This window comes from Rossellomorea vietnamensis (genome assembly GCF_001305855.1).
GTDB lineage: Bacteria > Bacillota > Bacilli > Bacillales > Bacillaceae_B > Rossellomorea > Rossellomorea vietnamensis_A.
The window spans coordinates 39,053-62,960 of sequence record NZ_LIXZ01000011.1; the positions used below are offsets into that span (position 1 = coordinate 39,053).

The 23,908-nt window shown below is 41.8% G+C and carries 20 protein-coding genes and 1 other annotated feature; of the genes, 5 read left to right on the forward strand and 15 right to left on the reverse strand.

All coding sequences use genetic code 11. The features are described 5' to 3' along the window. Positions 1–46 precede the first annotated feature (46 nt). Entirely contained in the window at positions 47–919 is an 873-nt protein-coding gene (locus AM506_RS14325; protein ID WP_060673166.1) for a TetR/AcrR family transcriptional regulator, read from the reverse strand. A gap of 214 nt (positions 920–1,133) precedes the next feature. Between AM506_RS14325 and AM506_RS14330 the strand changes: the two genes are divergently transcribed. The 3 genes from AM506_RS14330 to AM506_RS14340 all read left to right on the forward strand — a co-directional run bounded on the left by AM506_RS14330 (position 1,134) and on the right by AM506_RS14340 (position 6,473). Beyond that, positions 1,134–4,193 carry an efflux RND transporter permease subunit gene (locus tag AM506_RS14330; protein WP_060673167.1) on the forward strand — a complete coding sequence of 1,020 codons (3,060 nt, stop codon included), beginning with the start codon at positions 1,134–1,136 and terminating at the stop codon, positions 4,191–4,193. Between the two features lie 193 nt (positions 4,194–4,386). Continuing rightward, positions 4,387–5,826 (forward strand): MDR family MFS transporter, encoded by a 1,440-nt coding sequence (locus AM506_RS14335; RefSeq protein ID WP_060673168.1) that lies wholly within the window; start codon positions 4,387–4,389, stop codon positions 5,824–5,826. Positions 5,827–5,978: 152 nt separating this feature from the next. Continuing rightward, entirely contained in the window at positions 5,979–6,473 is a 495-nt protein-coding gene (locus AM506_RS14340; RefSeq protein ID WP_060673169.1) for a DinB family protein, read from the forward strand. A 59-nt stretch (positions 6,474–6,532) separates the two neighbouring features. On the opposite strand, the gene AM506_RS14345 is transcribed toward AM506_RS14340, so the two are convergent. The 8 genes from AM506_RS14345 to AM506_RS14380 form a co-directional block, all read right to left on the reverse strand. Then, positions 6,533–7,327 (reverse strand): ABC transporter permease subunit, encoded by a 795-nt coding sequence (locus AM506_RS14345; RefSeq protein WP_060673170.1) that lies wholly within the window; start codon positions 7,325–7,327, stop codon positions 6,533–6,535. 14 nt (positions 7,328–7,341) lie between these two features. Continuing rightward, complete coding sequence (locus AM506_RS14350) at positions 7,342–8,133, reverse strand: ABC transporter permease subunit (RefSeq protein ID WP_060673171.1); 792 nt, start codon at positions 8,131–8,133, stop codon at positions 7,342–7,344. Positions 8,134–8,139: 6 nt separating this feature from the next. Next, on the reverse strand, positions 8,140–9,024 hold the full coding sequence (locus AM506_RS14355; RefSeq protein WP_060673172.1) for an ABC transporter ATP-binding protein: 885 nt from the start codon (positions 9,022–9,024) through the stop codon (positions 8,140–8,142). A 23-nt stretch (positions 9,025–9,047) separates the two neighbouring features. Further along, positions 9,048–9,668 carry a TetR/AcrR family transcriptional regulator gene (locus tag AM506_RS14360; RefSeq protein ID WP_060673173.1) on the reverse strand — a complete coding sequence of 207 codons (621 nt, stop codon included), beginning with the start codon at positions 9,666–9,668 and terminating at the stop codon, positions 9,048–9,050. A gap of 215 nt (positions 9,669–9,883) precedes the next feature. Then, the gene (gene crcB, locus AM506_RS14365) at positions 9,884–10,240 is read right to left on the reverse strand and encodes a fluoride efflux transporter CrcB (RefSeq protein WP_200908454.1); all 357 of its coding nucleotides are present in this window, start codon (positions 10,238–10,240) and stop codon (positions 9,884–9,886) included. Positions 10,241–10,245: 5 nt separating this feature from the next. Then, the gene (crcB, locus tag AM506_RS14370) at positions 10,246–10,644 is read right to left on the reverse strand and encodes a fluoride efflux transporter CrcB (RefSeq protein ID WP_060673237.1); all 399 of its coding nucleotides are present in this window, start codon (positions 10,642–10,644) and stop codon (positions 10,246–10,248) included. Between the two features lie 152 nt (positions 10,645–10,796). Next, positions 10,797–12,155 (reverse strand): magnesium transporter, encoded by a 1,359-nt coding sequence (gene mgtE / locus AM506_RS14375; RefSeq protein ID WP_060673175.1) that lies wholly within the window; start codon positions 12,153–12,155, stop codon positions 10,797–10,799. Between the two features lie 106 nt (positions 12,156–12,261). Further along, complete coding sequence (locus AM506_RS14380) at positions 12,262–15,297, reverse strand: DEAD/DEAH box helicase (protein ID WP_327205545.1); 3,036 nt, start codon at positions 15,295–15,297, stop codon at positions 12,262–12,264. A gap of 777 nt (positions 15,298–16,074) precedes the next feature. Here AM506_RS14380 and AM506_RS14385 point away from each other — a divergent pair. Further along, the gene (locus AM506_RS14385) at positions 16,075–16,692 is read left to right on the forward strand and encodes an acetate uptake transporter (protein WP_060673177.1); all 618 of its coding nucleotides are present in this window, start codon (positions 16,075–16,077) and stop codon (positions 16,690–16,692) included. An 82-nt stretch (positions 16,693–16,774) separates the two neighbouring features. Here the strand turns inward: AM506_RS14385 and AM506_RS14390 are convergent, their stop codons facing one another. The 4 genes from AM506_RS14390 to AM506_RS14405 all read right to left on the reverse strand — a co-directional run bounded on the left by AM506_RS14390 (position 16,775) and on the right by AM506_RS14405 (position 21,053). After that, positions 16,775–17,689, reverse strand: coding sequence for a ferritin family protein (locus tag AM506_RS14390; RefSeq protein ID WP_082386379.1), 915 nt, complete (start codon positions 17,687–17,689; stop codon positions 16,775–16,777). 71 nt (positions 17,690–17,760) lie between these two features. After that, a complete protein-coding gene (locus AM506_RS14395; RefSeq protein ID WP_060673178.1) occupies positions 17,761–18,729 on the reverse strand; it encodes a GNAT family N-acetyltransferase in 969 nt (322 codons plus the stop codon). Positions 18,730–18,753: 24 nt separating this feature from the next. Continuing rightward, positions 18,754–20,010, reverse strand: a complete 1,257-nt coding sequence (tyrS, locus tag AM506_RS14400) for a tyrosine--tRNA ligase (protein WP_060673179.1) — start codon at positions 20,008–20,010, stop codon at positions 18,754–18,756. 117 nt (positions 20,011–20,127) lie between these two features. Then, positions 20,128–20,337 (reverse strand) — a binding site (T-box leader). A gap of 59 nt (positions 20,338–20,396) precedes the next feature. Further along, positions 20,397–21,053, reverse strand: a complete 657-nt coding sequence (locus tag AM506_RS14405; RefSeq protein WP_060673180.1) for an O-methyltransferase — start codon at positions 21,051–21,053, stop codon at positions 20,397–20,399. A gap of 160 nt (positions 21,054–21,213) precedes the next feature. Between AM506_RS14405 and AM506_RS14410 the strand changes: the two genes are divergently transcribed. Next, a complete protein-coding gene (locus AM506_RS14410; RefSeq protein ID WP_060673181.1) occupies positions 21,214–22,887 on the forward strand; it encodes a ribonuclease J in 1,674 nt (557 codons plus the stop codon). A gap of 60 nt (positions 22,888–22,947) precedes the next feature. On the opposite strand, the gene AM506_RS14415 is transcribed toward AM506_RS14410, so the two are convergent. Further along, a complete protein-coding gene (locus AM506_RS14415) occupies positions 22,948–23,244 on the reverse strand; it encodes a putative quinol monooxygenase (protein ID WP_060673182.1) in 297 nt (98 codons plus the stop codon). Positions 23,245–23,263: 19 nt separating this feature from the next. Then, a complete protein-coding gene (locus tag AM506_RS14420) occupies positions 23,264–23,899 on the reverse strand; it encodes a nitroreductase family protein (protein WP_060673183.1) in 636 nt (211 codons plus the stop codon). Positions 23,900–23,908: the final 9 nt, after the last annotated feature.

Genomic DNA, 23,908 nt, shown 5'->3' on the forward strand with positions numbered 1-23,908 from the left:
AGAAGAATCACAGGTTTTTATTGATCATAAAAAAACCCCTTCCCAATCACTCGGGAAGGAGCTGTCTTTCTAACTCTTCAGCTTCCATATTTAAATCTGCTTCATCCTTTAACAACCTGAATAATCCTTTCAAAATCAACTTGTCCGGCTCCGATTCCCGGCATTCGTCAGAAATCCGATTCGCTATGTCCACATAATCTCTACTATTATCCATCCCTTTGATCTTCCCATACAGGGATTCCCAAGCTTTTTCCCTTTTCTCAAACGAGATGAAGGCACCTTCTTTGTCCATACTGACGGTAAAGGATTTCATCATGTCATCACTCAATTGGGGAAAGCTTTTTCCACTTAGGAAGTCATTTGCGAGAAGAGTGATCTGTCTTACTAAATGCGTCCCCAGTCGTGAGGGATCAAGGGTATCTTCCTGAGAAATCATCAGCATCATATAAGACGAATAAATGGACTGAGTCATCCACATCAGATCCCATTTGTATGGCCTGATTTCTTCCCCATATACATCCAGGAGATTTTGTTCCAGCCAGCTGAATAGACGCCCCCTCATACGGTGCTCCATGGCCGCCAGTTTTTCACTATTTTTCGTGGACTCCCCTCTCATATGCATCTTCATATAAGACTTGTACTCCAATATTCCTTCGAATTGCACTTGAAACTGTTTTGCAAACCTCTCCATAGGAGGCAGATTTCCATCCAGTCCAACTACGAATGCCCGCTCAAATACAAGCTGCTGATAATGTTCATAAATAGATATGATCAAATCTTCCTTTGATTGAAAAAATGAGTAAAGGGAGCCTTTTGATATGCCGACACTTTCGGCGATTTGTTGCATGGATGTTTGATTGTAACCGTGGGCACCAAAGAGTTCCACTGCTGATTCTAGTATTGCGTTCCGTTTATCCATTTTCCACACCTCTATATCCAGAGAAAACTATCCCTTTTTCATTTTACCCATATTCATTAAAAATGAGAAGAGCATTATTTCTTGACTAGATGATTTTTTTAGGTAAAATGACTATTGAGTCAAGTAAAATAATGACTGATATATCAATGATTTAGAACTTCTAAAAATGAACGAATGACCCACAAGTCAAACACTATCAAAGGAGGATGAAACCATGTTAAAAGCTATTTTAAAACGTTCGAAAATCGTCCTGATCTTCATCTTATTATTTGTGATCATCGGAATTTTCACCTTTATCCAATTACCACAACGGGAAATACCGGAAACCAGTGTCAACATTGGTACAGTAACAACTGTATATCCCGGGGCTACCGTTGATTCCGTTGAAAGGACCATTACAAATCCGATAGAATCCTCTCTCCAATCGATCGGAGGGATTAAAGAAATCAGCTCTTCTTCTGCAGCCGGTTTCTCTACTATTATTGTAGAGGTTGAAGATGGGGAAGACAAAAAAGAAGTGTTCGGGGATGTACGCCAAGCTGTCTCTGATGCATCTACCTCTTTTCCCGAAGAGGTGTTCGACCCTGAAGTCAATGAATCCACTGTCAAAATGCCCATCGTATCTTATCATTTAGTAAGTGATGATAAGGAATCTCTACTTAAGATGGACGATGAGGTAAACAGATGGAAAGAGGAAGTGGAAGATTTATCCGGGGTTTCAAGTGTCACGGTCAAAGGCCTTCCGGAAGAAGAGATCATCATTGAATTAAATAAAGAGGAACTCAAAGCGTCAGGCCTGAACCCCTCTTCTGTTATGAATGCCGTCAATGATGAGTATTACCCTACTCCACTTGGAAAGCAGGAAGTGGATAATGAAGTTGTTCAACTGACTGTCGATCATTTCACTACCTTAGATGAAATGAAGGAACTCTATGTCGGGAATAATCCCAAAGGCGAATCGGTCTTACTCGGAGACATTGCCAATGTGAAAGTCTCCCCTAAAGAAGTCAAGGATATTGTAACGTTTGAAGGGAAACCATCACTATCATTTACTGCTTTTGTACAGCCAGGTGAGGATATCCCAACGGTCGATGAAAGAGTGAGTGACAAAGTGGATGAACTGTCGGACTCCCTTCCAGCAGGTGTAGAACTTGTACCTTACTATTCCCAAGCCTCTACTGTAACTGACATTTTCGATGGTTTGTTTAAGTCTCTCGCTATTTCCGTTGTGGCTGTTATCCTGACTACAGCTCTTGGACTGACGATTTCAGGTGCTTTTGTAGTGGCACTTGCAGTACCGATCTCCGTATTGATGGGACTGATTCCCCTCCCATTTGCTGGAGTGGATCTCAATCAGATTTCCGTCATCGGAGCTATCATTGCACTCGGGATCCTGGTCGATGATTCCATCGTTGTAAACGATAATATCCAACGGAGATATAAACTCGGGGACGGTGCGCTTATCGGTGCCATTACCGGTGTGAAGGAAATATGGGTGTCAATCGTGACTTCCTCCCTTGCCATTGTATTCACATTCCTTCCGCTCATATTCTTATCCGGGGGAAATGGAGCGTTCATCAGGGCATTACCGACAGTCTTGATCACAACCATCATTGCTTCCACATTGGTGGCTCTGATTTTCGTTCCTATCATGAGATACTTTCTTTATAGCAAAACGAAGAAAAAAGTTTCCGATGCCCCCGGACTGCTGGGTAAACCATTAAATAAGATCGCGGATTTCTATGCCGATACAGTGCTGAAAAAATTCTCGAAAAGACCGTTCGTCGTTTCTGCCATTGGCCTCGTGTTCACGACTGCGATCTTTGGTCTGATCGCTCTGACACCTTTTGAATTCTTCCCTTCTGCCGATCGTGAAGAAGTGACAGTCGATGTAACATTACCGATCGGTACGCCGATCGAAGAAACATCCAATACTCTGGAAGAAATGGAAAAACTTTTGAAAACAGATGAAGGTGTCTATGAAACGTCTTCCTTTGCAGGTACTGGCTTACCGAATCTGTTCAACAGTTCATTATCCAATTCAGGTCAAAATACAGGTCAATTGGTCGCAAGGGTGGATCGAAAAAACCAGACTGCCCAAGGATTGATCGATGAATGGACAGACAAATTGCGAAAAGAGTACCCTGAAGCAAAGATTTTCATGGAAACAATCCAGCAAGGTCCTCCGGCAGGGGCTCCTGTCACGGTGACTGTCTCAGGTCCGGATATGGATCGATTAATTGAACTAAGGGATAAAATTTCCACTGAAATAAATTCATTGGATACTGAATTGGTCGTTGATAACGTCGGAAAAATGGAACCTACTATTGTGTATGAGCCTAATCGCGAAAAACTTAAAGAAAATGGCATAACGATTAATGATGTCAGCCAGCAGCTGCGCTTGGCTACTGAAGGCATTCCGATGAAATCCTTCGATAATGGTGTGACAAAACGTGATATGACTCTCCTATTGGAAGGAAATAATGATGAAGTCGACCTTACTTCCCTGGAAGTTCCGGCTCAAAGTGCAAACCCTTCCGGACCGCCAACGTTGGTTTCACTTGATGAACTTGTGACACCTGAGAAAAAGGAAGAACTTCAACTCATCCCTCATAAGGATGGAGAGCGTGCCATTACGATACGCGCATTCCCTGGTGATGAAGAGAATTATAAAGAAAATGTACAGGAAATCGTGAAAGAAGTCAGGAAAGATCTTGATGACAATAACTACTCCATTACATTAGGCGGGGAAAATGAAGCCCAGAATGATTTCTTTGCGGAAATTACCATCCTGTTTATCATCGTGATTTTCCTGGTGTATTTATTAATTGCCTTTCAGTTCAATTCATTATCTCTGCCATTCCTGGTCCTGGTTGCTGTATACCTGGCGATCGCAGGTGCGATTCTCGGATTATTCGTCACTCAGACTCCAATCAGCTTCCTTGCAGTGATGGGAATGGTTTCCCTGACCGGAATCGTCGTACGGAATTCAGTGGTGTTAATTGAGTTTATTGAACAAGGATTACAAAGTGGAATGAGTGTGAAAGAAGCAGTCGTTGAATCGGGTCGGACACGACTTCGCCCTATCCTGCTCACCGCCCTCACATCGATTGTTGCACTGATTCCAGTGGCAGTCAGCGGTGATGCTCTATTCACTCCGTTGGCGGTCACCATCATATCAGGTATTTTGTTCTCAGCTGTATTAACGCTGATTATCGTGCCGATGATGTACATGGTTTTCCATCGCTTCAGAAGAAAAAAACGTGAAGCATAAATCATAATATCCTGAGGGGAGACATGGTCTCCTCTCTTTTTTATTTTTAGGATGATAGAGACAACAGATTATGTACAGTTTATTGATTGATAGGTGACTGTTTTTTATGATTCAAACTTTCCCCTTGAGAAATTCCCCTTCATCAAGCATTATAGATAAGTGTTACATTTTATACTTTTTTTGGAGGACCAACATGACATCTAAACTAAATTCAAAAGCAATCCTCATCACCTTCATGATCGGTGCTTTTTTCGCCATATTGAATGAAACGTTATTAAATATTGCCCTCACAGAATTAATGGAAGTCTTTAACGTGGATGCCCCCACTGTCCAATGGCTTGCGACAGGGTTTATGCTGGTGATGGGGGTATTGATGCCCATTTCTGCCTTGTTGATTCAGTGGTTCACAACGAGACAGATGTTCATCGGGGTCATGAGTGTATTTCTCCTTGGAACAGTCATAGCAGCCTGCGCCATTAGTTTCCCTATGCTCCTTATAGGAAGGATGATTCAAGCTGTTGGTACCGGATTGTTGATTCCGGTCATCATGAACGCCCTGCTCCTGATTTACCGTCCTGAAGTACGCGGGAAAATCATGGGTACATTTGGATTGGTCATCATGTTCGCACCAGCCATCGGACCGACTCTGTCTGGAGTAATCGTCGATTTCCTTGGATGGAGATGGTTGTTCATCACCGTCATCCCATTTGCCATATTTTCGATTCTGTTTGCTATGAAGTACTTGCAAAATGTCGGTGAAGTTTCCCGCCCCGCTGTAGATGTATTCTCAATCATCCTCTCTTCCATCGGGATCGGAGGTATCGTATACGGTTTCAGTGCAGCAGGCGAAGAAGAAGCAGGATTTACATCGGTGAAAATCATTACCATCATAGCCATATCTTTAATCAGTGTCGTTCTCTTTGTTCTGCGACAATTAAAGCTTGATGAACCGCTCCTTGATGTAAGGGTATTCCGTTATAAGAGCTATACGAGAGGGGTAACCATCTTCGTTATCGTCATTATGGCCATGTTTGCTTCAGAAATTGTGATGCCGATGTACCTTCAGGGACCTCTCGGGTTTTCTGCAAAAGCAGCTGGATTATTGCTGCTTCCGGGAGCCCTCCTGAATGGCCTGATGTCTCCTACCATGGGCTCCCTTTTCGATAAATACGGCCCCAGGAAACTCATCATACCAGGTACGCTCACATTGGTGGGAGTCATGATATTCTTTAGCGGCATCAATCCGGATACACCGATTTGGTTATTTGTACTGGTCTACATGATTCTCATGTTGTCGATATCAGCTATCATGATGCCTGCTCAAACCAATGGATTGAATGAACTCCCGAAGCACCTATACCCACACGGAACCGCCATTGCCAACACCTTGCAGCCGGTTGCAGGTGCACTTGGGGTTTCCATCTTTGTCAGCATCATGACCCAAAGTCAGAAAGGATATATTGAAGACCAATCAGGGATGATTAATGAAGGAATCCTTCACAGCGCCATGACCTACGGCGTTCATCATGCCTATTGGTTTGCGCTTGCCTTGGCGGCAATAGCATTCTTCATTTCACTGTTTATCCGAAAAGCGATTGCACCCGATTTTGACGAAGTGAAGTCGGAAGCTTAATGAATCGAATATCCAACAAACGGGAAGCCCGATACAAAGTCGGGCTTCCCGTTTATTATTTCTCCAAATAAAACACTTAAAGTACTATCACTGTACGTGCCCCCTCTTCAAGAGTAAAATGAGCTTGAAAGCAAATATGAGGAGGATCCCACATGGAGAAAGAAATAAAGATCATTGAAGATATTCGTTCTGATTTATTAAATAGTGTGAATGACCTAACAGACAAGGAATTAAACAAAGAGGTAGAAGAAGGTCGTTGGACGATCATGCAAGTATTGGATCATCTTTATTTAATGGAGAGATCTCTTACAAAAACGATTCAGTTGACGCTCGAAAAAGGAGAAGAACAGCAAGTGGACTCGAAGCCGATTCACTATACGGTAAATCGATCGACCAAGGTAGACGCCCCTCCATTTGTGGTCCCTTCAGAGGAAAAGCAGACTCTTCAACAAATGAAAGATAAACTGGAATCGTCACGAAAAGATCTCTTTATTTTCCTTGAAACAACAAGCAAAGAAGCTCTACAGAAAAAAGCATATCCTCACCCTATTTTCGGGCATATCCGTTTAGATGAGTGGGTTCCATTTATTGGTTACCATGAAAAGAGACATTTAGAACAGATCGAAGAGTTGAAATCAACGTTATAAACCTGCTTGAATAGGATCTGTTTCTGATTGAAACAGATCCTTCTTTCATCAATCCATCCTTACACTTTCAGATCACGTTTATCATAAAATAAAAACGTCATAGTGGTAAAAATCCCTATCAGCACGATTGAAACCCCAACATAGGTAGATTCCAATCCTCCCCCATACATCACATTTTCAGCCTCAAAATACTTAAATGGCGTGAAATAACTCATTGCCTCGATTTTTTCATTCAAGTCAATGGCGAATGACAGAATGAATGTGAGTAATAATACGCCAGTTGCGACTGCAGCTGACTTTCCAGGCTTTTTACTATATGCTGCCACGGCCGTTCCGATCAATAAAAATAGCACTTGTAAAATAATCATTCCGACTACCGTTAATCCAATATCCATGGCCACCGGCACATCACTATAATAGCCTACAATCAACAAGGAGGAGATCCACGTGACAAAGGCGAGTATTGCAATTTGAGTCAAGGCAGCCAGAAGCTTAATTCCTATGATTGTCTTCCTTGTAAGAGGTTTGACAAATAGAAACTCGGCGGTTTTATCCCTTTCTTCCTTGGAAATGATGGTTGCACCGGTCAATGCTGCATGGATGGCTGCAAGTAATACGATATATAGAAAGAGCACTCCGTAAAACCCACTCGCTGTTGCCATATCTAGAGTGCCGATTCCGAGAATGGCTTGCATAGACTTAGGCATCCCTCCCATCAACTCGTTCATGGATTGATCCGAGGACGAGAAGCCTGCATACTTCCCCATGCCAGATCCAATCAATCCAATCATTCCAAGACACCAGATGATAAGGGATTTACGATGTGCCCTCATTTCTCTTACATATACATTCATGACATCCCCTCCTTCTATACCGTATGAATGTCTTTTTTATTATAAATGATGAAGCTAAAGACTAATGCGACGGCGATTATTGTCATCCCTACCACCAGGAATGACCACTCATATGCAGCGTGATTGATAATATATGTGTAGTCAAAGTACTTAAACGGTGTGAAATACCGGCCCGCTTCTTCCGTTGCAGCCACCATCCCAATGATGAAGAATGCAAATACGATACCAAGCGATAACGTAAGGACAGATTTTACCCTTGACCATACGACAGCGATAATCATTCCTAAGGCAAACATGATGAATTGTGTGATTAAGAGAGTCGTTGAAATCAATAGGAATATATTCAGACTGAACGCTTCCTCCTTTACCAGGTTGGCAACAATGACCGCCGAAACCACATAGACAATATTCGTAAAGATGAGAGAAACAAGCGCTGCCAGTACTTTCGAGGAAAGGATCCTCGTCCGGGTAACAGGCTTGGTGAGAAGAAAGTCCGCCGTTTTTCCCCTGATTTCCTTCGAGCTGATTGAAATCGCCAGATTCATTGCCTGTATTGCACCGCATAATGTTATATAAAGAAAGAAATACGAATAATAACCGTTTAGGGATCCGATGCTTTCAATCTGTATGCCCAACGCTTTCCGAACCCCCTCCGGAAACCCCTCCAGAAGCTTTTTAAATTCGTCGATTTCTTTAGAAATGGACGGAAACATAGACATGAACAGAATCATCAATGAAATAAGGGCCAAAGTCCATATAAGAGTCGACTTTCGATTAGACTTAAGCTCATAAAGAAAGATATTCATAGAGGATCAAGCCTCCTTTTCATAATAATGCATAAAGATTTCTTCCAAGTCGGGCTCCTCGATCCATAGATTCATTATTTCGATATCGGCAATCTTCTTCATGACCTTATTGATATCCCCCCTGAACAGGAAGCTGACTTGGCGGTCTTTTATTTCCAGTTTACTAACCCCTTCCATCTCAAAGTAAGAAGGGTCGAAATTCCCTTTCGCTTCTACCTTGAATTTTTTATGATTATTTTCCTTCAACGTACTGATTTTCTCAACTTGAACGATCCTTCCTTCTTTGATGATTGCGACCCGATCACACATTCGCTGCACTTCACTCAATATATGTGATGAAAACAAGATGGTAGCTCCTTTCTTATTTTCTTCTCTTAGCAATTCAAAGAATTTCTGCTGCATGAGCGGGTCCAAGCCTGAAGTAGGTTCATCTAATATAATCAGCTTAGGTTCATGAAGCAAACCTTGAATGATGCCGACCTTTTTCTTATTACCAAGGGATAGATCGTCAATCTTCTTCGTTACATCCAGATTTAACATATCGGCCAATTCCTTGATTCTTTTTGTACAATCCTTTTTATAAAAGCTGGCAGAGTACTTAAGAAGATCAATCACTCTCATATTGTCATAATAAAATACCTCAGAAGGCAGGTATCCTACTTCCTTTGCAATTTCAGGGGCAGATTCAATGCAGTCCTTTCCAAAAATCGTTGCACTGCCGCTCGACGGATGAATCAATGAAAGAAGAGTCCGGATGGTCGTTGATTTCCCCGCGCCATTTGGCCCGATGAATCCAAAGATCTCCCCTTCTTCTACATGAAAACTAATGTCGCTGATTCCCCTGGATTTTCCGTAATTTTTAGTTAATGAATGAATCTCAATCACATTCATCGCATTACCCTCCCTTTAGCTTTCTATTTGTAAAACGAAATCTTCAACAATTCGATATAGGCGTCGATTTCCGCCAGCACTTCTTCTTGATTGATTTCATCTACAGATAGTGACTTCGCTTTCAGTTGTTGCTGATTGGCCATGCCTTCGAAGGTCCAATAAATAACCTGGATCGATTTAATTACATCGATCCCCGCTTTAAATTTGGAGGTATCGATGTTAGAGAATAAAGTGGCAAAGCTATTCTCCACCATCTTCGTTTTATACTTTTCAATTTCGTCTTTCACTTCGGAAGCTTCTTCTGAAAAGGCGCTGGTAAGGAAATTGATCAGATCAGGATAGACAGAAAAAAATTCAAACTTGATCAATGTCACTGAACGGATCGTAGCGAAAATATCACGCTCATTCCGGTCGAGTCTTTCATAAACTTTTTCTGTGAACAAACCCGAGAGATATTCATAAAGAGAAACATACAATTCCTTTTTACTATTAAAATAATGAAAAAGAATTCCCTTTGAAATCTTCGCTTCCTTTACGATGGCATTTGTCGAGGCTTTTTCATAACCGTTCTCGGCGAAAACCCGGGTTGCGGCTCTAATAATTCGATATTCTTTCTCTGGATCGATGTTTAATGACTTAAACAACCTTTGTAGACCTCCTTTTAAGGGACAAGGTATTGACCACTGTGGTCAATTCTATTCTAATCCTTTTGACCAGTGTGGTCAATATTATTTTCAAATAATGGCTGACTCCACTAATTTCCTTCTTCTACATGAGACAATATGTATTGTTGGATATAAAAAAACTCAGGGGAGACCTGAGTTTCTTAATGATTCACCTATGAATGGCCGGCCCTTCTTTACACTCTGCCTAAAGCCATCCCCAAAAATGCGAATAAAATACCAATCGTGTAGCTGAGCAGGAGATAAGTAATCAGGGGCTTCCATTTTTTATCTGCATGAAGCTGAATGTTTTCCAGTTTAAAAGTGGAGAAAGTCGTAAAGGATCCGAGAAAACCGGTCCCAAGAAGTAGAATGCCTGTTTCTGAGATATCCAAGCCGATTACATATCCAAGAAGAAATGAACCTGCAAGATTGACAAATAAGGTGGCATATGGAAAGTCAGAAGTATAATATTTCTTGAATAAACGGCTGATCCCAAAGCGTGAGATTGCCCCAAAGAAGCCTCCGATTGCGACCATCATACCCTGCATCATCATCACTAGACCCCCTTTCGTTTATACAGATCAAATTGTAGCTTGCCAAGTCTGAAACCCGCCCATGACATGAATAAACCTCCGAATACACTTCCTAATACATAAATAAGAGCTAAAAACAAATGTGAATGAGTAAGGAGGTCGACCGTTTCGACACTGAATGTGGAAAAGGTGGTGAAAGATCCAATCATACCCGTCCCAATGGCTGTGGCTGTCATTGAACGGATCTTCTTGATTTGAAATATGTACGTTGTGACGTATCCCAACGTGAAGCTTCCAATCATATTGGCGAGATATGTCCCCATCGGAAATGTGTAATCCCACCATCCTCCGGCAAATATCCCAAGATAATATCGCAACAGGGCGCCCACCATACCGGCTGCACCGACTATTATATAAATCATATTTTTCACCTCTGACATGCTATTTCTTTCATGAAAGAGACTCCTACCGACACATGGGTAACGGTAGGAGTCTCTCACTTTTTAAGTAATAAAGCTAACTCTCATGGCGATCACTGACTATTTTACCACAGGAAATATTATCGAAAAATCCTTTACATCAATTTCGTAATAAACATGGTGGCAATTCCAAAATAGATCAGCAGGGAAAGGATATCATTGATCGTTGTGATCAACGGGCCGGAAGCAACGGCCGGATCTACGTTAAACTTATACAGGATGAGGGGGATGATGGTTCCTGCCAATGTCCCGATAATTAACGTAATCAATAAGGAGCTTCCCACCACGAGTCCAAGAACAATATTACCCTGCCACACAAAGGCGATCAGTGCAATCATGACGGCACAGGTTACACCGATGATGATGCCTACCCATAATTCCCGGAAAACCAGCTTTATGACTTGCTTTACATCCAAATCATTCGAGACCAGTCCCCTGACGACGACGGCCAATGATTGCGTACCCGTGTTCCCGGTCATTCCGGCAATCATCGGCATAAAGAAAGCAAGCGCAACAACCTGTTCCAAGGTTGCAGAGAATCTGTCAATGATACTTCCCGATACGAGGCCGATGAATAGCAATAAAATAAGCCATGGAAGTCGGCGATATGCTGCAACAAATGGTTTAGTCGTAAAATCAATGGATTTACCAGATGCAGATAACTTCTCAATATCTTCATTCGCTTCTTGAATGACAACATCAATGATGTCGTCGACGGTGATGACGCCGACAAGTCTCCCGTCTTCTTCAATTACCGGCAGTGTGATGAAATCATAGCGGCTGATTAGTTTGGCCACTTCTTCCTGATCAGTATGAACATCCACTTTTACCACACGGCTGTACATGATATCTTCAATTTTATCAACTAGCTCACTAAGTAATAAATCCTTGTAGGAAATGACTCCCATCAATTTCTTCTCTTCGTCAATGACATAAAGATAGTTCAGATATTCGGCGAGTTCTGCGAAATGCTTCAGTTTATCCACTGCTTCGCGGACCGTATAATGCTTAGGTATCCAGACGTAACGGTTGTTCATGATCCGGCCGGCTGTCTCCGGTCGGTAGGTCATTAGATTCTGAACCACCTGAGACTCTGCCTGGTTCATCTCTGATAGCAATTCCTCTATCTTCTCGGGCTCTAAATCCGTCAATAATGTGGCCAGGTTGTCATTTTCCATCAAATCGAGGACCTTTGTTGATTTCTCTATCCCCAGCTTTTCTAATACGAGCAGCTGGTCTTCTTTTTCAATCTCCTGAATGAATTCCGTTAGTTGCTCAAGAGGTAAATAAAGAAGGAATTTATTTCGGTGCTTGGACGGGATATGTAGATATTGTTGTGCGATATCGTACGGCTGAAGCTCTTCAATGATTTCTAAGAAAGTGATTTTCTTCCCATCTTTCAAGCTTTGGATGATGGCAAGGGTAATTTCATTTTCCGTCATGGCTAATGTCATAGAGTGTACTCCTTAACTGTGTTCTTATCGGAAGGCTTGAGGAGATACCGTAAAGAATGCCCATCCCCCTATTAGTATCTCCCGAATCCTGTGTTCATGCTAATTTCTATTGTACTGTCTGTTGATCTAGAGATAATATCTCTTTCAATTCATCTTCGGTTAAAGTTTGAACAATCTTTTCATTAGGGTCCATGATATCGCTGATCAGATTTCGCTTTTTATCTTGTAGCTCGTTCATCTTTTCTTCGATTGTTCCTTTGGCAATCAGCTTGATCACTTTTACCGTATTTTCCTGCCCCATCCGGTGTGCCCGGTCTGCTGCTTGTTCCTCTACTGCAGGATTCCACCAAGTATCAAATAGAATGACCGTATCGGCACTCGTTAAATTCAGCCCTGTCCCCCCTGCCTTTAAAGAGATGAGAAATAGGTTCCGTTCCCCTTCATTAAAGCGACTGCACATCTTTACCCTCTCTTCTGAAGGGGTCGCTCCATTCAGGTAAAAGTAGGATTGCCCTTTGATAGCAAGCTCTCTCCCTATCATTTCGAGCATTTTCGTAAATTGGGAAAAGACTAGGACCCTTCTGCCAGACAACCTTGACTCCTCCAATAACTCCATTAGCTCTATGAATTTTGCTGATGAGCCCTGATAACCATCTACAAATAAGCCGGGATGGCAGCAGATTTGTCTTAAACGGGTCAATCCGGAAAGAATTTTAATTTTGTTTTTCCTCAGCGTGTTCTTATCCAAGTGTTTCATGGTATCATGCTTCAGCTTGGCGAGGTAAGCTGCATACAATTCTTTCTGCTGGGGGAGGAGCTCTGAAAAACCGATGATTTCTTCTTTTCCGGGAAGTTCTGATAACACGTCTTCTTTCATTCTGCGAAGAACGAACGGCCTGATTCTCTTCGCTATATCTTTTCTCGTTAAGCGGCTGTAACCCTTAAGTCCGTTGAATAATCCTGGAAATACAACGTGGAAGATGGACCACAATTCTTCAAGTGAATTTTCCACAGGTGTTCCTGTCAAGGCGAAGCGATTAACCGCTTGGATCTTCTTAACACTTCTTGCTGTTTGGGTGAGTGGGTTTTTGAAGGCTTGAGCCTCATCAAAAAAGACCGTATGGAATTCCTGTAGTTCATACCATTTACTGTCGCTTCGCAGTAAAGGATATGAAGTGATGATTACATCCACATCCTTCATAGCTTTCTGTTTCTTCTTTCGTACAGCCTGATTACCGTCCATGATGAGGACATTGACGTCCGGCGCAAATTTCCCACATTCGCTTTTCCAGTTATAAGTGAGGGAAGAAGGACAGACAATCAGAATCGGAAGCTTCTTTCTTCTGATTTCTTCAAGTTCCGATACAATAAACGTGATACTCTGAATCGTTTTCCCAAGTCCCATATCATCAGCCAGAATCCCTCCTAAACCATAATGGGAAAGAGTCTTCATCCAGCGAAAGCCTGTCTTCTGGTAGTTTCTCAGCTGATCGTTTAATATGGAAGGCACCGAAATCTCACTCTTGTCGGGATTCATAAGATGCCCATAAAATTCATGGAAGGAATGTTCCAAAGTGAAAGAATGCCCCCCATCAACTGTATCCAGGAGGTGCAGGCTTTGATGCAAAGGTAGTTCGAGCCCCTTCACGAGATCGTTCTTATCTGCTTGTGAGGTATGCATAAAGCGCTGAATATCTTGAAATTCCTTTGATTCCAGTGACAAGAGTGAGCCGTTTCGCATCCTGAAATATTTACGTTTTTCTTCCAGTGCCCCGAGGATATCCATTACCTGTCTATCAGGGATGCCATCCATTTCAAATGTAAATTCCAACCAGTTCATTCGTTCCTTTTTAACTTTGACCTTTATCTTAGGATGTTGATTCCCTCTGGAGATCCTGTTTCTTACAGCGGTGGTAGCATAAATTTGAACATCCTTTTGAATCTTCGTCACTCCATAGGTTAAAAACTCATATTCCAAATCCTCATTGTGTAAGTAGTAACCACCTTCTGTTTTCCCGAAAGAAAACTCGTCCATCCATTCCAGAATGGTATTTTCTTTCTCTACATTCCGTATAAGCAATGAACCTGATGGAGCCTCTCGGTTTTCAAGGGGATGAATAACGATTTGATCATAATGGAATTCAAGTCCGGCTAACAATCGGTTCTTTACCCGGTCAAGATATAGCTTCGCAACAAGAGGTGCCCTTTCCAGTCTTTTGGCGATGTCTTCTGATATTTGTACTTTCCCTAATTTCTTCAATCCAACAGCCACTTTTTCAAGGAAAAAGCCGATCTGATCTGGAGAAATCGGGATGAACCGGGCCCCTGAATGGTCCAACAGTCTCTTTAATTCAGTTAGTCTATTACCATCCATGCTGTCAAGCTGTGTAAAAATACCATCATGAATGACGGTTTGATACTCTTCCATGATCGTCATATCATCCAGTCCCGAGATGTATAACCTGTAACCCCCTGCGTCGTCCTGCTTAAAATGGAACTGTAATGGAAGAGGCAGTCTTCCTTGCCTGAAGCCTCCCCAGACTCTTGCGTTATGTTGCACTTTAACGTCTTTAGCACGTATAAGCAATGGAATGAGGTTCTCCCATGATGAGGGCGGGATAAGCAAATAGTCGTCGTTTTTTTTCATGACAGATCCCATTGACGCTTTCACAAGATATTGAATGACAGCCGCCGTATCATTTTCAAAACAATGAAACTCGGGATTGAAGATGAATGAGTCTGAAACCTGAAAGGGTTTCCATTCATTTATATTTTCCAGGAAGTGTCGGATCGGGTTTACCTTCTTCCCCTCTATAGTACATTCAATTCCAATCTTGTGGCCCCCGTCATGCGTGGATAAGGGTTTAATCTGAAATTCACATGGCACAATCTGTCTGTTTTCAAAATGACGAAGCTTGGCCGGGGAACGGAAGGATTCTTCCTGGAACAATGTGAAAAATTCCTCTGTCACGTCTTCTTCATTCCTTTTCATCTTTCGCGCTTCTTTCTCCATTTTCAAAAGCACAGCAGCTATATGCTGACAATCCTTATCAAATGAAGCAAGCTTTGGGCAGCTGCAAGAGGCTTCGATTTCACCTTTTGCATCCTCTTGAATGGTAATGTGGAATTCTTCTTCCCCCATTACAGTTCCTCGACAAAAATGTCTCGTATATTTCTCTAATCTTACTTTATTGGATCGGTAATATGCCTCTCCCCGTTTGAAAGAAACGGTACCGCAGCGTTCTTTTATGAGTTTTTGATTTATAGCCTTCAAAGTTCTGATTCCTTCCATGAATATGTATAGTCATGAGCGATCAATTTTTTTAACGTTTAACATTCTAATGATAACAACAATTTGGGGATTTAGAAACATCCTGAGAGGATTAGTATTTTCATAGAAACGTATAATAAAGAATAAAGCGACATAGACTATAAGGGAAACAGAAAAAAATCCGCACTATGGGGCCAGTCATAGTCCGGAAAACGTTCATGTCTTTTTCTACTTATCGATGTGGTTCAATAAAGAGATGAAGAAACTGCCGGCTTGAAAAATGAGCATAAAAATGAAATATTGTTCCATCAGTGTCACCTCCAGCAACGAGAAGAAATTTGTCCCCACTTGATATCTATGTAAGATTGACTCAGTTCATGCGTTTTTTTGTTGTGAATTAGATGTCCATATAGGGGAAATCGAAATTCGGGATGATCTATAAGAGATTAATCCCGAATTTTTTGTTTTGAAGGATCCAATTATAGGTGATATTTTCGTTTATCAGGGAAATTCCGGATTTATTGACGAATAACTATCCCAGGGGCAGATACCCATGTTTATGAAAGTTTCGCTTACATGATATTTTCTATTGCATACCCACACTTTTTTATGTAAATTAGTCAAGTATGTTTAATAGGAGGTATCATCATGAATCACACACAAACCACTCAACGGGTTCAGATCACGACAGCTGATCCATCTTCACTTGGACTTTTCGGACTGGCTATGGTCACACTCGTCGCTTCTTCTGCTAAACTTGGCTGGACAGACGGCGTATCGTTCGTCCTGCCTTGGGCGATTTTCCTTGGAGGCATTGCTCAATTGATGGCGAGCTTTGGAGATGCAAAGCACAATAATACATTTGGTATGACGGCATTCGGTGCGTTCGGATTATTCTGGCTGGGGGTTGGGACTTCCTGGTTGATTTCATTCGGGGTATTCGGAGAAGCCGCGGCGGCTGCAATCGATCCAAGTCAGCTCGGCATTGCATATATCGGCTATCTGATATTCAGTATCTTCATGACAGTTGGAGCCATGGAGACTCATAAGGTCTTATTCATCATTTTTGTCCTGATCGATTTCTTATTCCTCGGCCTCTCCCTGTCTACACTGGGAGTTGCTCCAGAAGCCACGCACAAATTAGCAGCGATCGCTGAATTGTTCATTGCCCTTTTCAGCTTTTACGGCTCAGCTGCAAGCGTACTGAATACACACTTCGGGAAAGAAACGCTTCCTGTTGGAAAGCCATTCGGTATTTTTAAATAAGCACAAAGAAGAGATAGATGAGCAACTCATCTATCTCTTCTATTTCACTATGGGAATCAGAATAACAAGTATAGTGATCTTGTTATCTTGCTAATCCTCTCTCAAATGCAGCTAAATGATTCTGTGAAGCATTTCTCAATTGGGTGAAAACAATCCTGACATCCTGGGGAAGATTAAATGTCAGAAACCGATCATACATAGCGATATTATCAATCTCCCCCTGGACTCCTGCTGCATAGGCACTTTTTAGTGAATCTGGTGTGGTTGTATATGATTGTGATTGATCATTGGGAAGCGACAATCCGTAACGTTGGAACAAAGTCTGCAATGCGTTAATATGACGCAACTCTGCTTCTTTTACCTGTAAAAAAGTGCGGACATTCCCGAAATTCTCTAAGATCCGATTGTATCGTGCCTGGGCAAGGTATTCGTCCTGCATGGCATAATTGAGCATCTGGGGAACTGAAAGTGTAGAGGCAGCAAGTGCTCCTTTGGCACCGTAATCCACTTGTCTTGATGCTCGCCTGCTTCCTTTATTCTGCACTTTATAATATAAAAACCATACGGCGTGATTCTGTTCATCAGCAGCTGCACGACGAAAGGTATCCTTTATAAATGGATCCTGTACCCCATCAGAAACGCTATAATAAAAATCCACCGTATCCTGCTCATCCCGAAAGGCAAATTCCAATCCCCTTTTATACGAGTTTGGACAACCTTCCTGCAATTGAGGACTGGGCTCCATCCCCGTCAAATTTCGATAGATGTCAGTGAATGACTTCAAATGTCTTTTTTCGTCCCTGCGAATTTCAAAGATTCGTTGCCTTTCATCCTCTGTAGGAGCCAATTTCGCAAGTTTTTCATAACAAATAATGGCACTATATTCACCATTAATGGCTTTTTGGAGATCTGACTCCAAAGATTTATTCCCTTGTGCCCGGGAATAGCCATCAAGATAAAAAGGTTTAAATTGACGGTAAAATTGATATGGGTTCATTCTAAGTAACACCTCTTTTATTCAGTCAATACATATGATATGTCTGACTGAATAATGGGTGTCTGTATCGTTTATTCTTTCCTTTTATCCTGCACTGAATTGTAAGCTTTTAAAAGATCTTCCACCGATATGCCATTGATCTTCATACCTGTTACATCACTGCTTGAAATTTCAGCATGGTTCAACTGGCAGTTTTCAAACTTACTACCGTGAAAGTCGCAGCGTTCAAACATGACCGGCTCATTTTTTTCACCGAGATTTGTGTCATGTACATGTAAGCCACCCAGTGTGAGATGACCCATTTCACTTTGAGACAAATTCAGGTCTGCAATCAACGCTTTTTGTAGATTGATATTTTGAAAGCGGGCCTCACTTAGATTGCAATTGTTGAACGAAACGCCACTCAGGTTGCTATTGCTGAAAGTGGAGTTACTTCCATTGATTCCATAGAAATCGATGTCTTTCAGGTTGCTGTATTCCACCTGTAGTTCAGAGAGATCCCCGTCGGTTAATGTATCACCATTAATGGTGATTCCCCTTGACTCCCCATCAACAATTGTCCCTTTTTTCAATTTTTTCTCATAGCAAAATTCATCGTCCGCTTCGAATATTTTTTTGTAACCCATTTTTTCATAAAAATAATGATTATTCAGCTGCCGACTTGAGGTCTCAAGCTCCCATGTCATCACTTCGGGATACTCACATTCCATTAATCTCATTACTTTAGAGCCGATACCTTTCCCTTGATGTAAGGGATCAACGAATATCCGGTCGACTCTGCCGTGGCGTTTGCCTACCACTGTAAGAATCAATCCCCCAATAAGCACTCCTTCATAGAGGACCTTGAAATAATTCAATTCCCTGATCATGTACTTATTCATTTCGATTGAATCGTAGCCTGGTGGCTGGATATTATAATCCGTGATACCTGTCTGACCCCTTAGCCATTTCTCTTTTTCCGTGTCGAAGACTTTCTTTTTTAAAGCTGTAAGGGTTAAAGCATCTTTGATATGTGCCTTTTCTATTCTAACAGTACCCATGTGTTTCCCCTTTTTAGTTATGTCTTACATCTCTTTTTGCACTCTTACCCTTATAAACTTCCTCTTTCCTACCTGCAAAACCATCCCATCTTTAATCTCCACGTTAGTCTGCACATCCAGAACTTTTTCTGAATTGATCCTGATGCCTCCATTTAGGATCATCCGGCGTGCTTCACTCTTAGAGCTTTGCATCTTTAAGGTTACAAGGAGATCGACTACCGAAATGTTCTCTTCCCCTGTCCATTCTTCCTCAGGAATATCTTCAGGAAGTGCCCCCTTCTGAAAGACCTCCTTGAACTGGTTCTCAGCCTGTTCCGCTGCCTCTTTTCCGTGATACATACTGACAATCGTTTTTCCTAAAAGAATTTTGGCATCCTTCGGGTGAAGGGTACCCTTTTCTACTTCAAGAGCTAACCTCTCCTTTTCTTCTAGAGATAAATCGGTGATCAAATTGAAGTATTTTGTTATCAACTCATCCGGTATCGACATCGTCTTCCCAAACATTTGATTGGGTTCTTCATCAATTCCGATGTAATTATGTTTCGATTTTGACATTTTATCGACGCCGTCAAGTCCTTCAAGTAATGGCAGTAATATGACCACTTGTTTTTCCTGGTTATAATGTTCCTGCAGGTGTCTCCCCATCAGGACATTGAACTGCTGGTCCGTTCCCCCAAGCTCCACATCGCTTTCAAGAGCGACTGAATCATAACCTTGCATTAAAGGATAGAACAGCTCGTGAAGAGAAATCGGTTTCTTTTCTGATAATCGTTTGGAGAAATCGTTTCGCTCAATCAACCGCGCGATTGTGATCTTTGAAGATAAGTGCATCACATCTTCAAGATTCAAGGATGATAGCCAGCTTGAATTGTAGTGCAGCTCAACTTTTTCCTTATCCAGGACCTTTCCGAATTGGTCAAAATATGTCTGGGCATTTCTCTTCACTTCTTCATCTGTCAGTTGTTTCCTTGCAACAGACTTCCCTGTCGGATCACCGATTTTACCCGTAAAATCACCGATTATCAGCTGTACGATATGACCGTTTTCCTGAAACTGTCTTAATTTATTCAGTACTACTGTATGTCCGATGTGAACATCTGGAGCAGTTGGATCCAGCCCCAGCTTGATTTTTAAAGGATGGCCTGTCGATACAGATTTCACCAGTTTGTGTTTCAACTCTGCTTCCGGAATGATCTCATGTACTCCATTTTTATATTGTAGAAGCTGCCTTTCGACTTCAAGTTGTTGAACTTTTGAAAGCGATTCCCATTTGTGATCCATGATCTTTCCTCCTTGATTGATGGTAGAAACATTCAGATTTTGGGATTTCGCCGCTAAATCAAATGATCTACCCTCTTCCATGTTCAAAATCTTTAATCAAAAAACCACGCCCCAATATAAAGGGACGTGGTTTACGCGGTACCACCCTCATTGAAGATCTCTCTTCCACTCGATTCGGATAACGGACCGGCCGTTCTCTGCTACTTATGTGTTCACAAAGAATGTTCAAGGAGGTAATTCGCGCTTATCTGTGTACTGATTTTCACCAAATATCAGTTCTCTAAGACAGGGAGATAAGTCACTACTGAGTCCTATCATGACATATATGATTTAGAATTTTCATTAATTTTACAGAAAAAAGGTAATCATTACAATAGAAATCTTTATTATTTTTTCACTATTCCGAGTACAAACCCATCATACCCCTTTGATCCAACCGTCTGAACCACTGTTGAATCAATTCTGTCCTCTTGAGATAGCATCTCGGCAAATGTTCTAACACCTTGAACGCTTTCATCTTCACTGTTTTCGTCAATTACCATTCCACCGCGAACAACATTATCCGTAATGATGACCGCACCAGGCTGTGCCAGTTGAAGCGCCCACTTTAAATAATTGGCATTGTTTTGTTTGTCGGCGTCTATGAATATGAAATCAAATGTACCTTCGAGAGACGGCAGTGTATCAAGAGCAGCACCTACCTTGATTTCGACCTTTTCATCTACGCCAGCATTGCGAATATTTTGGGCCGCGACCATCGCATGCTTTTCACTGAACTCAAGAGTGACAAGACGTCCATCTTCCGGCAGGGCCCTGGCAAGCCAAATTGTGCTGTACCCGCCCAGGGTTCCTATTTCTAGAATGTTTTTTGCCCCTTTTAGCTGAGCAAGCAAGGAAAGGAATTTCCCCTGATTCGGAGAAACATCGATTGCAGGAAGTCCGGCTTCACTATTTTCTCTCAGTACAGCCTCCATAATGGGATCCGGTTTTTGTAGTTTACTAGCATAATATTCATCGACTTCTGTCCAAGTATTTGTTGACACTATTCTATTCACTCCTTATAAATTACCTCTTGTTATAATAGCATAATTTTCCGTATCAGGATATTCAATTAGTATAGTCCAAATTAAAAAGCTGAATTTTTATAATTGGAACAATCTCATTCGGGAATAGTAAGAAAAACTTGTTTTGGAGGGTTCTTTCTTGGAAACTAATGAACACGCTTTGACCATTTTTGCACTGGGTGGACTGAATGAAATCGGAAAAAACATGTATGTCATTAAATATGGTGATGATATCATCATCATTGACTGCGGGGGGAAATTCCCTGATGAAAGCCTTTTGGGAATCGATTTAATCATTCCCGATGTGTCGTATCTTGAGAAGAATAAAGACAAAATACGGGGACTCATTGTCACGCATGGTCATGAGGATCATATTGGAGGGATTCCCTACCTTCTCAAAAAAATCAATATCCCTATTTATGCAACTTATTTTACATTGGGATTAATTGAATTAAAGTTAGAGGAACATAAACTCCTCCGGGATACGAAACTTTTTACGATTGATTCTGAGAGTTCAATCCATTTGGGCTCAATCGACGTATCCTTCTTCAAGGTCAGTCACAGCATTCCTGATTGTCTGGGGATTGTCTTTCATACGCCAGAAGGGAATGTCGTACATACAGGCGACTTCAAATTTGACTTGACCCCAGCCAATCACCAATATGCGGATATTCATAAGATGGCACGGATTGGCGATGAAGGTGTCCTTGTACTGCTTTCTGAAAGCACCAATGCAGAACGGAGCGGGTTAACTCCTTCCGAACAAATGGTAGGTAACCATATGGATGAAGCATTCTTTAAAGCGAGCGGCAAGATCTTTGTCTCCACTTTCGCTTCCAATGTGAATCGTGTACAGCAAGTGGTGAACTCTTCCATCAAGACGAACCGGAAGCTGGCACTATTAGGTCGCAGCATGATCAATGTGGTGTCTGTCGCGATGGACCGAGGGTATTTGACGGTTCCCGAGGGCATGCTGATTGATACTGGTGAGATCGATGGATTACCTTCAGAGAGAGTAACCATTTTGTGTACTGGAAGTCAAGGGGAGGTCATGGCTGCCCTCGGCCGATTATCCGATGGCAACTTCCGGGGTGTATCCATTTATCCTGATGATACGGTCATCCTAGCAGCTTCCCCCATACCCGGTAACGAAAAAGACGTATCCCGCATCATTGATAACCTATTCAAATTGGGTGCCCACGTCATTTATGGGAATGGAAGCTCTACAGGAATGCATGTTTCCGGTCATGGATATCAGGAAGACTTAAAACTCATGCTGACATTGATGAAACCAACTTACTTTATCCCCATTCATGGTGAATATCGAATGCTTCACCATCACCGTTTACTGGCAGAATCGGTGGGAGTGGAGAAAGAGAATACGTTTCTCATCAAAAACGGGGAAGCCGTGGATATTAAGAATTCCATCGCTCGTCAAACTCGATCTCATCCAGCGGGTGATACCTATGTGGACGGCTTGAGTGTTGGAGATATCGGTTCCATTGTACTGCGCGATCGCAAGCAGCTTTCAGAGGATGGGATGCTGATTATCTTCGTAACCCTCAATAAATCAGATCATACGATTATTTCAGGTCCTGATACGATATCAAGAGGATTTGTATTTGTACGTGATTCAGAGGATCTCCTTAAGGAGATTAATCATTTAGTAAAAAAAGTAGTCGATGATTTGACCGAAGCGAATATCCGGGATTGGAAAGAAATGAAACAAGCAATCAAAAAAGACGTTGGTCAATTTTTATTCAAGCAATTAAGAAGAAAGCCTGTTCTACTGCCGATTATTATTGAGATTTAGTTTAGATGCATTTTTATCATAATAAAAGCACCCAGCTCATGCCGGGTGCTTCTTAAAAGGTTATTTTTCTACTTTATTTCCCTCATATATCTTCACATCTAAAGGAGCCGCTAAATACTCAGGTGCTCTTCCAACGAATGAAGTGAAATGTTCGCTCGAATTATGACTCTCAACAGCAGATGGATCTTTCCATACCTCTACCATTGTATAAACACTTTCTCTCTCCGTATCCTTCATTAAATCATAAGAAATGTTGCCTTCCTCTGCTCTGGATGAAGCGACCAGTGGGCGGATCTCATCTAAAAATGCCTGTTCTTTCACTGGGTTGATCTGAAATTCTGCATGTATAATAATCATATCTTTTCTCCTCGTTGATTTATTTCCATTCCGTAATGGATTCGATTGGCAATCTGACTGATTTGTACCCCGCATCGGCAGCTTTCCCGATTGAAATCAGCATGACAGGGTAATAACGTTCTTTGTCCATGCCATAAGCTTCAGCAATTTGATCTTTTTCGTATCCACCTATCGGATTTGTATCATATCCGTGGGCACGTGCAGCAAGCATCAATTGCATTGATACTAATCCTGCATCAATAAGGTTCATTTCCCTGAACTGATCTGCAGGCATCGTTTCAAGTAAACCTTTAATGGCTGGAAGCTGTCTGTCCCTTACTTCTGCAGGCATTAGTCCTTCTTCGACAGCTTTGTTGTAAATTTCATCCGCATAATCAAGGCTGTTCATATCAACAAAAACAGCGATAACTGCAGAGGATGTTTTCACTTGGGTTTGATTGAATTTGGCAAGTGGTGCAAGGGTTTCTTTTCCTTCAGCACTGTCGATTACAACAAAACGCCATGGCTGCAGGTTAACAGAAGACGGTGCAAGTGTCGCCTCCGTAAGGATTTCTGTCATTTCTTCTTTGCTGATTTTCACAGATGGGTCATAGTTTCGGATGGAGCGACGACCTGTGATAATTTCATTAAAATCATTGATTTTTGTTGTATTCATGATGCATTC